This is a genomic window from Micromonospora sp. C31 (assembly GCF_018070575.1).
Classification (GTDB): Bacteria; Actinomycetota; Actinomycetes; order Mycobacteriales; family Micromonosporaceae; genus Micromonospora.
On sequence record NZ_JAGPXN010000004.1, the window covers coordinates 57489 to 73491 of the forward strand.

Here is a 16003-nt window from a genome sequence, read left to right on the forward strand (position 1 = left end):
GCGCGGTCCATGGCTGACGAGGCGAAGCTTCTCGACTACCTCAAGCGGGTCACCGCTGACCTGCACCAGGTGCGCCAGCGCCTGCGCGAGGTGGAGGCCGGTGAACAGGAACCGGTCGCCATCGTCTCCATGAGCTGCCGTTTCCCCGGCGGGGTGCGCTCGCCCGAGGACCTGTGGGAGGTGGTCGCGTCCGGCCGGGACGTGGTCTCCGACTTCCCCACCGACCGCGGCTGGGACCTCGGGTCGCTCTACGACAGCGACCCCGAGCAGGCCGGCACGTCGTACACGCGGCAGGGCGGCTTCGTCCACGACCTGGCCGACTTCGACCCGGGCTTCTTCGCGATCTCCCCCCGCGAGGCGCTGGCGATGGACCCGCAGCAGCGCTGGCTGCTGGAGGCCTCGTGGGAGGCCCTGGAGCGGGCCGGCATCGACCCGCACTCGCTGCGCGGCAGCCGCACCGGCGTCTTCGCCGGCAGCACCGGGCAGGACTACGGCACCGTGCTCATGGGTGCCGCGCAGGGCCTGGAAGGGCACCTGATGACCGGCAACGCCGGCAGCGTGGTCTCCGGCCGGATCTCCTACACCTTCGGGCTGGAGGGGCCGGCGGTCACCATCGACACCGCCTGCTCGTCCTCCCTGGTCGCCCTGCACCTGGCGGGGCAGGCGCTGCGGCAGCGGGAGTGCACCCTGGCCCTCGTCGCCGGGGTCACCGCCATGTGCACCCCGGCCGCGTTCGTCGAGTTCTCCCGGCAGCGCGGCCTCGCCGCCGACGGCCGGTGCAAGGCGTTCGCCGCCGCCGCCGACGGGACCGGCTGGTCCGAGGGCGTCGGCGTCCTGCTGCTGGAACGGCTGTCGGACGCGCAGCGCAACGGCCACCCGATCCTCGCCGTCGTGCGGGGCAGCGCGGTCAACCAGGACGGCGCCTCCAACGGTCTGAGCGCCCCGAACGGGCCGTCGCAGCAGCGGGTCATCCAGCAGGCCCTGGCCAACGCCGGCCTCGCCGCCGGCGGCGTGGACGTGGTCGAGGCGCACGGCACCGGCACCCGGCTCGGTGACCCGATCGAGGCGCAGGCACTGCTGGCCACGTACGGGCAGGACCGGGGGGACTCGGCGCCGCTGCTGCTCGGTTCGGTGAAGTCGAACATCGGGCACGCCCAGGCCGCCGCCGGGGTGGCCGGTGTGATCAAGATGGTGATGGCGATGCGGCACGGCGTCGTGCCGCCCACCCTGCACGTCGACGAGCCGACCCCCGAGGTGGACTGGTCGGCCGGCGAGGTCTCGCTGGTGACCGAGGCGACGCCGTGGCCGGCGGTGCAGCGGCCGCGCCGCTCGGCGGTCTCCTCGTTCGGGGTGTCCGGCACCAACGCGCACACCATCCTGGAGCAGGCCCCGGCACCCCAGGAGGCTGCGCCGGCCGCCGCCGCGCCGGTGCTCGAGCGACCGGTCGTACCGGTGCCGGTGTCGGCCCGGGACGCGGCCGGCCTCGCCGCGCAGGCAGCCCGCTGGGCGGCCCGGATCGCCGCCGACGACACTTTGCGTCCCCTGGACGTGGCCTTCTCGTCGGTCACCTCCCGCTCCACCCTGGACCACCGGGCCGTGGTGTCGGCGACCGACCGCGACGACCTGCTGGCCGGGCTGCGCGCCCTCGCCGCCGGCGACCCGTCGGGCGCGGTGGTCGCCGGCCAGGCCGGCGGTCGGGGCTCGCTGGCGGTGCTCTTCTCGGGTCAGGGCGCGCAGCGCCCCGGCATGGGCCGCGAGCTGTACGCCGGCTTCCCGGTGTTCGCCGCCGCGCTGGACGAGGTGTGCGGGTACCTGGACGCGTCGCTGCCGCGTCCGTTGCGGGAGGTGCTGTTCGCTCCGGAGGGCTCCGCCGAGGCGGCGTTGCTGGACCAGACGGTGTTCACCCAGGCCGGGCTGTTCGCGGTCGAGGTGGCGCTGTTCCGGCTGGTGGAGTCGTTCGGGGTCGCGCCGGACTTCGTGGGTGGTCACTCGATCGGTGAGGTCACGGCCGCGCACGTGGCCGGGGTGCTGTCGCTGGCCGACGCGTGTGTGCTGGTGGCGGCGCGGGGCCGGCTGATGCAGGCGCTGCCCGCCGGTGGCGGGATGTTGGCCGTGGCGGCGGCCGAGGCGGACGTGCTGGCCACGCTGGACGGTCTGGCCGGCGTGGGGATCGCGGCGGTCAACGGGCCGACCTCGGTCGTGGTCTCCGGCGCCGTCGACGCCCTCGACGCGGTGGAGCGGCTCTGGCGCGACCGGGGCGTACGCACGCGTCGGTTGACGGTCAGCCACGCGTTCCACAGCCCGCTGATGGAGCCGATGCTCGCCGAGTTCCGCACGGTCCTCGACGGGTTGACGTTCGCGGCGCCGTCGCTGCCGCTCGTGTCGAACGTGACCGGGGCGCTGGCCGACGCCGACGAGATCCGTACGGCCGACTACTGGGTGCGCCACGTCCGGCAGGCGGTCCGGTACGCCGACGGCGTCGCCGCGCTGCGGGCCGCCGGGGCGGACACCTTCCTGGAGGTCGGCCCGCGCAGCGTGCTGACCGCGATGGCAGGCGACATCCTGCCCGGCGACGACGCGGTGCTCAGCGTCGCCGCACAGCGCAAGGACCGGCCCGAGGCGCACGGGCTGCTGGCCGGGCTGGCCGAGCTGCACGTGCACGGGGTGGCCGTCGAGTGGCGGCCGTGGTTCGCCGACACCGACGCCCGGCGGGTGGAGCTGCCCACGTACGCCTTCCAGCACCAGCGCTACTGGCCCGAGGCGGGGGCCGGATGGACCGGCGACGTCACGGCGGTCGGCCTGCGGCCCGCGCAACACCCCCTGCTCGGGGCCGCCGTCGGCGTCGCGCACGCAGAGGGCTTCCTGTTCACCGGCCGGCTGGCCCGCCGTACCCACCCGTGGATCGCCGACCACGTCGTCTTCGACACCGTCCTGCTGCCCGGCACGGGCTTCGTCGAACTCGCCCTCCAGGCCGGCGCGCACGTCGGCGCGGACCACGTCCGCGAACTCACCCTGGAAACGCCGCTGATCCTGCCGGAAGTCGGGGGCGTCGACATCCAGCTCTGGATCGGCCCCGCGGACGAGACGGGCTGCCGATCCGTCTCGCTGCACTCCGCCCAGGACGGCGAGCCCGCCGAGGGCACCGGCGAGCGGGCCTGGACCCGCAACGCCAGCGGCGTGCTGGCCGGCGGCCCCGACGCCCCGGGTGGCCCCGCCGGCTGGTCGGACCTGACCACCTGGCCGCCGCCGGGCGCGACCGAGGTCGGCACCGACGACCTCTACCTCAACCTCGCCGCCCAGGGCTACGACTACGGCCCGTCGTTCATCGCCCTGCGCTCCGCGTGGCGGCGCGGCGACGACCTCTTCGCCGAACTCGCGCTGCCCGAGGCCACCGCCGCCGAGGCCGGCGGGTACGGCCTGCACCCGGCGCTGCTCGACGCGGCGCTGCACACCCTCGGCCTGACCACGCCGGCCGGTGAGCCGTCCGGGGCCGACATGCCCCCCGGGTACGGCCGACTGCCGTTCTCCTGGAACGACGTCGCCCTGCACGGCGCGGGCGCCGCGGCGGCCCGGGTCCGGGTCTCGCACACCGGCCCCGACAGCATCTCGCTGCTGCTCACCGACGTCACCGGCGCACCCGTCATCTCCGTCGGCTCCCTCGTCCTGCGGCCGGTCTCCGCCGACCAGCTCCGCACCGCCGGCGGCGGCGGGGCCGAGTCGCTGTTCCGGGTCGAGTGGGCCCCGCTCGCGCTGCCCGCCGGCCCGGCCACCACCGACTGGGCGGTGATCGGCGACGCGGCGGCGCTCACCGACGCGGTCGCGGCCACCGGTACGGCCGTGGCGGCGTACCCCGACCTGACCGCCCTGGCCACGGCGATGGACGACGGGACGGACGCGCCCGGCGTGCTGGTCCTGCCGTTGCTCGACCCGCCCGCGTCGGCGGACGTGCCGCGCGCCGTCGCCGAGGTGACCCACCGGGTGCTCGCCGTGCTCCAGCAGTTCCTCGCCGAGGAGCGCTACGCGGTGTCCCGGCTGGTGGTGCTGACCTCGGGCGCCGTGGCCACCGAGCTGGACACCGACCTGACCGACCTGGCCGGCGCGGCCGTGATCGGCCTGCTCCGCTCCGCCCAGTCGGAGAACCCCGACCGGTTCGTGCTGGTCGACGTCGACGACGTGGCGGGCTGCGCCGCCGCGCTCGTCCCGGCCGTCGCGACCGACGAGCCGCAGGTCGTGATCCGCGCGGGCGTCGCCGCCGGCGCCCGGCTCACCCGGGTCCCCGCCCCGACCGAGCCGCCGGCCGCCCCGTTCGACGCCGACGGCACCGTCCTGATCACCGGCGCCACCGGCACGCTCGGCCAGCTGATGAGCCGGCACCTGGTGACCACGTACGGCGTCCGGCACCTGATCCTCACCAGCCGGCGCGGCCGGGCCGCCGGGGGCGTCGCGGAGCTCTGCGCGGAGCTGGCGGCGCTCGGCGTGAGCGTCACCGTCGCCGCCTGCGACGTCGCCGACCGTGGCGCCGTGGCCGAGCTGCTGGCCGGCATCCCGGCGGAGCACCCGCTCACCGCCGTCATCCACGCCGCCGGTGTCCGCGACGACGGCGTCATCTCCTCGCTCACCCCGGAGCGGATGGACGGCGTGCTGCGGCCCAAGGTCGACGCCGCGTGGAACCTGCACGAGCTGACCGCCGACCTCGACCTGAAGGCGTTCGTCTCGTACTCCTCCCTCGCCGCCACCGCCGGCGGCCCGGGCCAGGGCAACTACGCCGCCGCCAACGCGTTCCTCGACGGGCTGGCCCAGCACCGCAAGGCGCGCGGCCTCGCCGCCCTCACCCTCGCCTGGGGCCTCTGGGCCGACCGCAGCGGCATGACCACCGAGCTGGACGACGTCCACCTCAACCGCATCTCCCGCTCCGGCGTCGCCGCGATGGAGGCCGAGGAGGGGCTCGCCCTCTTCGACGCGGCCTGCCGCACCACCGACGCCGCGCTCGTCCCGGCCCGGCTGGACCTGGCCGCGATGAAGGTGCAGTTCGCCGGCGGGAGCATCCCGCCGCTGTACCGGGCGCTGATCCGCACGCCCGCCCGCGCCGCCGCGGCCACCACCGGCGCCTCGCTGGTGCAGCAGCTCGCCGGGCTCGGCGAGTCCGAGCGGGCCGCCGCGCTGGTCGAGATCGTCCGGGGCCAGGCCGCCGCCGTGCTCGGCTACCCCGACCCGGCGGCCATCGAGCCGCGCCGGGCGTTCAGCGAGTTCGGCTTCGACTCGCTCACCGCCGTCGAGATGCGCAACCGGCTCAACAACGCGTTCGGGATGCGGCTGCCGGCCACCCTCGTCTTCGACTACCCGACCCCGCACGACCTGGCGGCCCACCTGGGTACGGAGATCGCCGGCACCCCGGTCCCCGTGCGACCCACCACCACCGCCGTGTCGGTCGGCGACGACGAGCCCCTCGCGATCATCGGCATGGCCTGCCGGCTGCCCGGCGGGGTGTGGTCGCCCGACGACCTGTGGCGGCTCGTGGTTGACGGCGTCGACGCGATCAGCGACCTGCCGACCGACCGTGGCTGGGACCTGGACAGCCTCTACAGCCCCGACCCGGACGCCCCCGGCACCTTCTACGCCCGCGGCGGCGGCTTCCTCAGCGGCGTCGACCGCTTCGACCCCGGCTTCTTCGGCATCTCGCCCCGCGAGGCCCTGGCCATGGACCCGCAGCAGCGGCTGCTGCTGGAGACCACCTGGGAGTCCTTCGAGTCCGCCGGCATCGACCCCGCCGACGTACGGGGCAGCAGCACCGGCGTCTTCGTCGGCACCAGCGGCCAGGACTACGGCTCGCTGCTCGCGTACTCGCCGGAGGCCGCCGAGGGCTACATGCTGACCGGGATGACCAGCAGCGTCATCTCCGGACGGGTGGCGTACACGTTCGGGCTGGAGGGGCCGGCAGTGTCGCTGGACACGGCCTGCTCGTCGTCGCTGGTCGCGCTGCACTGGGCCGGCCAGGCGCTGCGACGCGGCGAGTGCGACATGGCGCTGGCCGGCGGCGTCATGGTGATGGCCACCCCGACCGCGTTCGTCGAGTTCTCCCGGCAGCGCGGCCTGGCCGCCGACGGCCGGTGCAAGTCCTTCGCCGCGTCCGCCGACGGCACCGGCTGGTCCGAGGGCGTCGGCATGCTGCTCGTGCAGCGGCTCTCCGACGCCCGCCGGCAGGGCCGCACCGTGTACGCGGTGGTACGCGGCTCGGCGATCAACCAGGACGGCGCCTCCAACGGGCTGACCGCCCCGAACGGTCCCTCGCAGCAGCGGGTGATCCGGCAGGCCCTCGCCTCGGCGCGGTTGTCCACCGCCGACGTGGACGTGGTCGAGGCGCACGGCACCGGCACGACGCTGGGCGACCCGATCGAGGCGCAGGCCCTGCTCGCCACGTACGGGCGGGAACGGCCCGCCGACCGGCCGCTGCTGCTCGGCTCGATCAAGTCGAACATCGGCCACGCGCAGGCCGCCGCCGGCGTCGCCGGTGTGATCAAGATGGTGCAGGCCATCCGGCACGGCCTGGTCCCGGCGACGCTGCACGTGGACGAGCCGTCGCCGCACATCGACTGGACCTCCGGCGCGGTCGAACTGGCCACGCAGTCGCGGCCGTGGCCGGCCGTGGACCGGCCGCGTCGGGCGGCGGTGTCGTCGTTCGGCATCTCCGGCACCAACGCCCACGTGATCATCGAGCAGGCCGACGAGCCGGAGGCTGTCGTCCCGGCCGTGGCCGGCCCCGCCCTGCTGGCCTCCGACGTCGTGGTGTGGCCGGTGTCGGCGCGCTCGAAGGGCGCCCTGGCCGGCCAGGCGGCCCGGCTCGCGGACTTCGTGCGCGAGCACGGCGAGATCGATCCGGCGGCGGTGGGCTGGTCCCTCGCCGCCACCCGGTCGACGTTCGACCAGCGGGCGGCCGTCGTCGGGGCGGATGTGGTGGACCTGCTGGCGGGGTTGGATGCTCTGGCGTCCGGGTCGCCGGCCGGCAACGTCGTCGCTGGCACGGCCTCGTCCCACGGTGCGGGCCCGGTGTTCGTGTTCCCGGGTCAGGGTGCGCAGTCGGCGCGGATGGCGGCCGGTCTGATCGGGCGTACGCCGGTGTTCGACGCGCGGCTGGCCGAGTGTCAGCGGGCCCTGGCGCCGTATCTGGATGTCGATCTGGTGTCGGTGTTGACGGGTGAGGACGAGTCGTGGTTGGCGCGGGTCGAGGTCGTGCAGCCGGTGCTGTGGGCCGTGGGTATGGCCCTCGCCGCGGTGTGGCAGCACGCGGGGGTCACGCCGCAGGCGGTGGTCGGTCACTCGCAGGGTGAGATCGGTGCGGCGTGTGTGGCCGGGATCCTGTCCCTGGAGGATGCGGCGAAGGCGGTGGCGTTGCGGTCGCGGGCGCTGACGGTGCTGCGGGGCACGGGGACGATGGCGTCGGTGGACCTGTCGGCCGAGGCGGTCGCCGAGCGGCTCGGTGAGTTCCCCGGTGTCGGTGTCGCGGCGGTGAACGGGCCGTCGACGGTGGTGGTGTCGGGTCCGCCGCAGCCGGTGGCGGGCCTGGTGGAGGCGTGTCAGGCCGACGGGGTGCGGGCGCGGTTGATTCCGGTGGACTACGCGTCGCACTCGGCGGCGGTGCAGGAGGTCGCGGAGCAGTTGCGCGCCGATCTGGCCGACGTGAGCCCGCGGCCGGGGCACACCCGGCTGGTGTCGACGCTGACCGGTGAGTGGGTGGATCCCGTCTCGATGACGGCGGACTACTGGTACGACAACCTGCGGCAGACCGTGCAGTTCGAGGCCGCTGTGCGGGTGGCCGTGGCTGCCGGTCACACGACGTTCGTGGAGATCAGTCCGCATCCGGTGTTGGCGATGCCGGTGACGGCGATCCTGGACGACGCGGGCGCGAGCGGGCACACGCTGGGCAGTCTGCGCAGGGGTGACGACGACGCGACGCGGCTGCTGACGAACCTCGCCACCGCCCACGCGATCGGCCTACCCGTCGACCTGACGGCCGTGCTGGCCCCGACCGACACCGTGGCGCTGCCCACGTACGCCTTCGACCACCAGCGGTACTGGGTCGAGCCGCCGCTGCACCGGGCGCAGGACGTCAGCTCCGCCGGTCTCCAGGACGCCGGGCACCCGCTGCTCAGCGCCACGCTGACCTTCCCCGACAGCGAGCGGATGGTCTTCACCGGGCGGCTGTCGGTGCGTACCCACCCGTGGCTCGGCGAGCACCGGGTGATGGACAACATCCTGCTGCCCGGCACCGCCTTCGTGGAGCTGGCCACGTACGCCGGCGAGCAGGCCGGCTGCCCGACGGTCGAGGAGCTGACCCTGCTCGCCCCGCTCGTCCTGCCCGAACTCGGCGCGCTCCAGGTGCAGCTCATGGTCGGCGACCGGGACGACGACGGCCGGCGTACCGTCCAGCTCTACTCCCGGCCCTACCGGGACGGCTCCGACGAGATCCTGGCCGACGTCGCCTGGACCTGCCACGCCACCGGTCTGCTCGGCCCGCAGCCGGCCGACGCCGCGCCCGCCTTCGACCTGGGGGTGTGGCCCCCGCCCGGCGCGACGCGCGTCGAGGCCGACGACTTCTACTCCGGCATCGAGGCGACCGTCTTCGGCTACGGCCCGGCGTTCCGTGGCCTGCGCGCCGCGTGGACCCGCGACGACGAGGTCTTCGCCGAGGTCGAACTGCCCGCCGACCACCACGCCGAGGCCGGCCGCTTCGGCGTGCACCCGGCGCTGCTGGACGGCGCGTTGCAGGCCATGTCGATCGGCGGTTTCCTCGGCCGGATGGGTGACGGCGCCGACGCCAGCGTGCCCCGCCTCCCGTTCGCCTGGACCGGGGTCTCCCTGCTCGCCGCCGGGGCCACCGCCCTGCGGGTACGCGTCGCGGCGGCCGGCGAGGTCGGCGTCTCCTTCCAGGTGGCCGACGCCACCGGCGCCCCGGTGCTGCACGTCGACTCGCTGATCATGCGCCGGGTCTCCGGCGACTCGCTCGGCGCGGCCCGCTCCGGCCGGCACGAGTCGCTGTTCCAGGTGGACTGGCCGGTGCTGCCGGTGCCCACCGGCCCCGTACCGGCGGCCACCCGCTGGGTGGCGCTCGGCGACGACCTGGCACTCAGCGCCGCCTGCGAGGCGGCCGGCGCCCGGGTGCGTACCGACGTCGACCTCGACTCGCTGAGCGACCTGCTGGTCGGGGGCGAGTCGACGCCCGAGGCGGTGATCGTCCCGGTCGGCGACGCCGGGGACCCGACGGACGCGGCGCTGGCCGGACAGGCGCGGGCCACCACGCACCGTACCCTCGCCGCGTTGCGGGCCTGGCTCGCCGACGACCGGTTCGCCGACTCGCGGCTGGTGCTGGTCACCCGCGACGCGGTCGCGGCAGGCGAGCAGCAGGTCGTCAACCTGCGCCAGGCCCCGGTCTGGGGCCTGCTGCGCACCGCCCAGCTCGAACACCCGGGCCGGTGCCAACTCGTCGACCTCGACGACACCCCCGACAGCGCCGCCGTGCTGGCCGCCGCGATCGCCTCCGGCGAGCCGCAGCTCGCCGTGCGGGCCGGACAGGTCCGCACGCCACGGCTCGGGCGGGTCCCGGCCGGGGTGGAGCCGCTGCCCGGCGGCATCGACCCGGACGGCACCGTGCTGATCACCGGCGGGACGGGCGTGCTGGGCCGCATCCTGGCCCGCCACCTCGCCACCACCCACGGCGTGCGGCACCTGCTGCTGGCCGGGCGGCGCGGCGCGGCGGCCGAGGGGATCGGCGACCTGGTCGACGAACTCGCCGGCACCGGTACGCAGGTGACCGTCGCGGCCTGCGACGCCGCCGACCCCGACGCCCTGTCGGCGCTGCTGGCCGGGGTGCCCGCCGCGCACCCGCTCACCGCCGTGGTGCACGCCGCCGGCGTCCTCGACGACGGCGTGCTGGAGTCGATGACCCCCGAGCGGGTGGACGCGGTCGCCGTGCCCAAGATCGACGCGGCGTGGCACCTGCACCGCCTCACGGCCGACCAGGACCTCGCGGCCTTCGTCCTCTTCTCCTCGGCGGCGGCCACCCTGGGCAGCGCCGGCCAGTCCAACTACGCGGCGTCGAACGCCTTCCTCGACGCCCTCGCGGCGCACCGCCGGGCCCGCGGGCTCGCCGGCATCTCGCTCGCGTGGGGCCTGTGGGAGCAGGCCAGCGGCATGACCGGGCACCTCGGCGACGACGACGTGCGGCGGATGGCCGAGCAGGGCGCCGCCGGGCTCGCCACCGAGCAGGCACTGAACCTATTCGACGCCGCGTGGCGGCTCGACGCGGCGGCCGTCGTGCCGATGCGCCTCGACGTCGGCACGCTGCGGGGGCAGGCGGAGGCCGGCACCCTCGCGCCGATGCTGCGGGCCCTGGTCCGGGTGCCGCTGCGGCGCTCGGCCGACGCCACCGGCGCCCGCTCCGGCGGGGTGCAGCTCAGCCAGCGACTCGCCGGCCTGGCCGGCCCGGAGCGGCTCAAGGTGGTGCTCGACGTGGTGCGGGCGAACATCGCCGCCGTCCTCGGCCACGCCGGCGCCGACGCCGTCGACCCGAACCGGCTCTTCACCGACCTGGGCTTCGACTCGCTCACCGCGGTCGACCTGCGCAACCGGCTCAACGGGCTCTCCGGGCTGCGGCTGCCGGCGACGCTGGTCTTCGACTACCCGACGCCGACGGCGCTCGCCGAGAAGCTGACCAGCGAGATCGCCGCCGACGCGGCGCCCTCCACGCAACCGCTCTTCCAGGGCATCGACACGGTGGAGAGCCTGCTCACCGCCATCCCGCTCGACCCGGCGGCCCGGGCCCGGTTCACCGCCCGGATGCAGGACCTGCTCGCCAAGGCGTCCGACCTGGCGGCCGGGCCCGCCGCCGAGCCGGACCGGCCCGACCTCGACGCGGCCAGCGACGACGAGATCTTCGACTTCATCAGCAAAGAGTTTGGAATCTCCTGAGATGACCAACCTTCGGATCGAGGCAGGGGCCACCCGATGAGCGACGACAAGCTGCGGTACTTCCTCAAGCGGGTGACCGCGGACCTGCACGACACCAAGCGCAAGCTGCAGATCGTCGAGGCACGCGACCAGGAGCCCCTGGCCATCGTCTCGATGAGCTGCCGCTTCCCCGGTGGCGTCCGGACGCCGGAGGACCTGTGGGAGCTTGTCGCCGACGGCCGGGACGCCCTCACCGAGTTCCCGGACGACCGGGGCTGGGACCTGGATGCGCTCTACGACCCCGACCCGAACAAGCCGGGCAAGAGCTACACCCGCATCGGTGGGTTCCTCGACGGCGCCGGTGACTTCGACCCTTCCCTGTTCGGCATCTCGCCGCGTGAGGCCCTGGCCATGGACCCGCAGCAGCGGCTGCTGCTGGAGACGTCCTGGGAGGCCGTCGAGCGGGCCGGCATCGACCCGATGTCGCTGCGCGGCAGCTCCACCGGCGTCTTCGTCGGGCTGAGCACGTCCAACTACGGCATGGGTCTGCCGAACGTGCCCGAGGGCGTCGACATGTACATCGGCACCGGCAACACCACCAGCGTCGCGTCCGGCCGGATCTCGTTCACCCTCGGCCTCAACGGCCCGGCCGTCACCGTCGACACCGCCTGCTCCTCGTCGCTGGTGGCCCTGCACCTCGCCGTGAACGCGCTGCGTCGCGGCGAGTGCGACCTGGCCATCGCCGGCGGCGTCACCGTCATGGTCACCCCCGGCGTGTTCGTCGTCTTCTCCCGGCAGCGCGGCATGTCCGTCGACGGCCGGTGCAGGGCCTTCGCGGCCGGCGCGGACGGCACCGGCTGGGGCGAGGGCGGCGGCGTGCTCGTCGTGGAGCGGCTGGCCGACGCCGAGCGCAACGGCCACCCGATCCTCGCCGTGATCCGGGGCAGCGCCCTCAACCAGGACGGCGCGTCCAACGGGCTCACCGCCCCGAACGGCCCCTCCCAGCAGCGGGTCATCCGGCAGGCCCTCACGAACGCCCGGCTCGGCACCGCCGACGTCGACATGGTCGAGGCGCACGGCACCGGCACCACCCTCGGCGACCCCATCGAGGCGCAGGCGCTCATCGCCACGTACGGGCAGGACCGGCCGGCGGACCGGCCGCTCTGGCTGGGCTCGGTGAAGTCGAACATCGGCCACACCCAGAGCGCCGCCGGTGTCGCCGGGCTGGTCAAGATGGTGATGGCGCTGCGCAACGGCGTCATGCCGGAGACCCTGCACGTCGACGAGCCCTCCCCGCACGTGGACTGGACCGCCGGGGCCGTCTCCCTGCTCACCGAGTCGAAGCCGTGGCCGGAACTGGACCGTCCCCGTCGCGGCGGCGTCTCCTCCTTCGGCGTGAGCGGCACCAACGCGCACGTGATCCTGGAGGAGTACCGGCCGCGCGTCGCCGACCCGGCGGCCGTCGACGGCGAGGAGAGCGTCGAGGCGACCGCCGTCGAGCCCGCGCGCCGGCCCGGCCTGATCGCCTCGGACGTGACCCTCTGGCCGGTGTCGGCCCGGTCGCGCTCCGCCCTCGCCAGCCAGGCCGCCCGGCTCGCGCAGCACGTACGCGACCACGGCGACCTCACCCCGGCGGCGGTCGGCTGGTCGCTGGCCACCACCCGGTCGACGTTCGACCACCGCGCCGCCGTGGTCGGCCCCGACACCGGGGAACTGCTGGCCGGGCTGGACGCCCTCGCCGCCGGCCAGCCGGCCGGCAACCTCGTCACCGGTACGGTCACCAGCACCGGCCCCGGCCCCGTCTTCGTCTTCCCCGGCCAGGGCGCCCAGTCGGCGCGGATGGCCGCCGGCCTGGTGGGCCGGACGCCGGTGTTCGACGCGAAGCTGGCCGAGTGCCAGCGGGCCCTGGCGCCGTACCTCGACGTGGACCTCGTCGCGGTGCTCACCGGCGACGACGAGTCGTGGCTGGAGCGGGTCGAGGTCGTGCAGCCGGTGCTGTGGGCCGTCGGCATCGCCCTCGCCGCCGTGTGGCGCGCGGCGGGCGTCGTACCGGACGCGGTCGTCGGCCACTCGCAGGGCGAGATCGGCGCCGCCTGCGTGGCCGGCATCCTCAGCCTGGAGGACGCCGCACGGACCGTCGCGCTGCGCTCCCGCGCCCTGGCCGTGCTGCGTGGCACCGGCACCATGGCGTCGGTGGACCTGCCGGCAGAGGCGGTCGCCGAGCGGCTGCCGGCCTTCCCGGGCGTCGGGGTGGCGGCGGTCAACGGCCCGGCCACCGTCGTGGTGTCCGGCCCGCCGCAGCCCGTCGCCGACCTGGTGGCGGCCTGCCAGGCCGAGGGCCTGCGCGCCCGGCTCATCCCGGTGGACTACGCCTCCCACTCGGAGGCCGTGCAGCAGGTCGCCGAGCAGCTCCGCGCGGACCTGGCCGACGTCACCCCCCAGGCCGGCCACACCCGGCTCGTCTCCACCCTCACCGGGGACTGGGTCGACCCCACCGCCATGACCGCCGACTACTGGTACGACAACCTGCGCCGGACCGTACGGTTCGACGCGGCCGTGCGTACGGCGATCGCCGCCGGGCACACCACCTTCGTGGAGATCAGCCCGCATCCGGTGCTGACGATGCCGGTCACGGCGATCCTCGACGACAGCGGCGTGACCGGCCACACCCTGGGCAGCCTGCGCCGCGGCGACGACGACGCGACCCGGCTGCTGACCAATCTCGCCACCGCGCACGCCGTCGGCCTGCCCGTCGACCTGGCGAACGTCCTCGCCGAGACCGACGTGGCGCCGCTGCCCACGTACGCCTTCGACCACCAGCGGTTCTGGCTCGACGGCAGCGGCGGCCCCGACCTGGAGAGCCTGCTGGCGGGCGCGGCGGCCGACCCGAGCGACGCGAGCTTCTGGGCCGCCGTGGAACGCGGGGACGTCACCGCCCTCGCCGAGACCATCGCCACCGAGGACACCCCGGCCCACGAGGCCCTCGACGCGCTGCTGCCGGCCCTGCCGCTGCTCACCTCCTGGCGCCGGCAGCGGCGGCGGCAGTCCGACATCGACAGCTGGCGCTACCAGGACACCTGGAAGCCGCTGACCGGCGTCGCCAACCGGGGCATGAGCGGCACCTGGGTGGTCGTCATGCCGACCGGCGACATCATCGAGCCCTGGCAGGACGCCTGCGTCGAGGCGTTCGCGGCGGCCGGCGCGACGCTCGTCGAGGTTCCCGTCGCCACCCCCGACGTCGACCGCGACCAGTTCGGCAAGCTGCTCCAGGAGGCGCTCGCCGCCGCACCGGGCGGTGCCGCCGCCGCCGAGGTGACCGGCGTGGTCTCGCTGCTCGCCTTCGACGAGCTGGCCCACCCGCTGCACCCCTCCGTGCCCGGCGGCTTCGCCGCCACCGTCGCGCTCTTCCAGGCCCTCGGCGACATCGGCCTGCGTGCCCCGATGTGGAGCGTCACCTCCGGCGCGGCCTCCGTCGGCATGGCCGACCTGCTGCGTTCCCCGGTGCAGTCGCTGGTCTGGGGCTTCGGCCGGGTCGCCGCGCTGGAGCACCCGCAGCGCTGGGGCGGCCTGGTGGACCTGCCCGAGGCCATCGACGAGCGCTGCGCCGACCTGCTGGTCTCGGCCCTCACCGCCGCCGGGGAGGAGGACCAGCTCGCGGTACGCCCCGGCGGCCTGCTGGCCCGCCGGCTCACCCGGGTCCCGCTCGGCGACAGCCAGCCCGCCAACCCGTGGCAGCCGTACGGCACGGCGCTGGTCACCGGCGGCACCGGCGCGCTCGGTGGGCACGCCGCCCGCTGGCTGGCCCGCAGCGGGGTGGAGAACGTCGTCGTCGTCAGCCGGCGGGGCATGGCCGCGCCCGGCGCGCAGCAGCTCGTCGACGACCTCACCGAGCTGGGCGCCCAGGCCACCGTGGTCGAGTGCGACGCCTCCGACCGCGACGCGCTGGCCGACCTGATCGAGGCGATCCCCGCCGAGTACCCGCTCACCACGGTCGTGCACGCCTCCGCCGTGCTCGACGACGCCATGATCAACGACATCCGGCCTGAGCAGATCGAGCGGGTGCTCCAGGCCAAGGTCGACGTCGCGTACAACCTGCACGAGCTGACCCTCGACCTCGACCTGTCCGCGTTCATCATGTTCTCGTCCTTCGCCGGCAGCGTGGCCAGCTCCGGCGTCGGCAACTACGCCCCGAGCAACGCGTTCCTCGACGCGCTCGCCCAGCACCGGCGTGGTCTCGGCCTGACCGCCACCTCCGTCGCCTGGGGCGCGTGGGCCGGCGGCGGCATGGCCGACGGGCCGCTCGGCGAACTGCTGCACCGCCACGGCGTACCCGAGATGACCCCCGAGGCGGCCATCACCGCGCTGCACCAGGCCGTGGACCACGGCGAGGCGTTCCTCACCATCGCCGACATCGCCTGGGAGCGGTTCGCCGTCGCCTTCACCGCCACCCGGCCCGGCCCGCTGATCAGCGACCTGCCGGACGTGCGGCGCCTCGCCACGGCCGAGACGGTCGCCAGCGTGGAGGCCGGCGACGGCCCGGACTCGTTGCAGGAACGGCTCGCCGGGCTGCCCGGCCCGGAGCGGCTCGCCGTGCTGCTCGGGCTGGTCCGCAGTCAGGTCGCCGCCGTGCTCAACTACCCGTCCGCCGAGTCGGTGGACGAGCACCGGGCGTTCCGGGAGCTGGGCTTCGACTCCGTCACGGCCGTCGAGCTGCGCAACCGGCTCGGCTCGGCCACCGGCGTGGCCCTCCCGGTCACCCTGGTCTTCGACTACCCGACCCCGACGACCCTGGCGGAGTACCTCTTCGCCGAGGTCGCCCACGACGACGTGGTCACCCCGAACGTCCTCCTCGACGATCTGGACCGGATCGCCGACAGCCTCGACGTGGTGGCGCGGGACGAGGCCGCCCGGATCCGGGCCACCGTACGCCTCCAGGCGATGCTCTCCCGGCTCGCCCAGGACAGCGGTGGCGCCGGCATCGGCCGGCACCTCGACGACGCCACCGACGACGAACTGTTCGCGATGGTGGACAAGGACCTCGGCATCTCCTGACCTTCCAGCT

At 75.2% G+C, this 16003-nt stretch carries 2 protein-coding genes; both read left to right on the forward strand.

The window, feature by feature from the left end; genetic code table 11:
• Positions 1–9 precede the first annotated feature (9 nt).
• A complete protein-coding gene (locus KBX06_RS07970; protein ID WP_210833592.1) occupies positions 10–10962 on the forward strand; it encodes a type I polyketide synthase in 10953 nt (3650 codons plus the stop codon).
• A gap of 36 nt (positions 10963–10998) precedes the next feature.
• Positions 10999–15993 carry a type I polyketide synthase gene (locus KBX06_RS07975; protein ID WP_210833593.1) on the forward strand — a complete coding sequence of 1665 codons (4995 nt, stop codon included), beginning with the start codon at positions 10999–11001 and terminating at the stop codon, positions 15991–15993.
• Positions 15994–16003: the final 10 nt, after the last annotated feature.

What these genes read in the sequence shown, in the direction of transcription:
- KBX06_RS07970 (WP_210833592.1), top strand. Translation starts at nt 10, where the DNA reads ATGGCTGACGAGGCGAAGCTTCTCGACTACCTCAAGCGGGTCACCGCT.
- KBX06_RS07975 (WP_210833593.1), top strand. Translation starts at nt 10,999, where the DNA reads ATGAGCGACGACAAGCTGCGGTACTTCCTCAAGCGGGTGACCGCGGAC.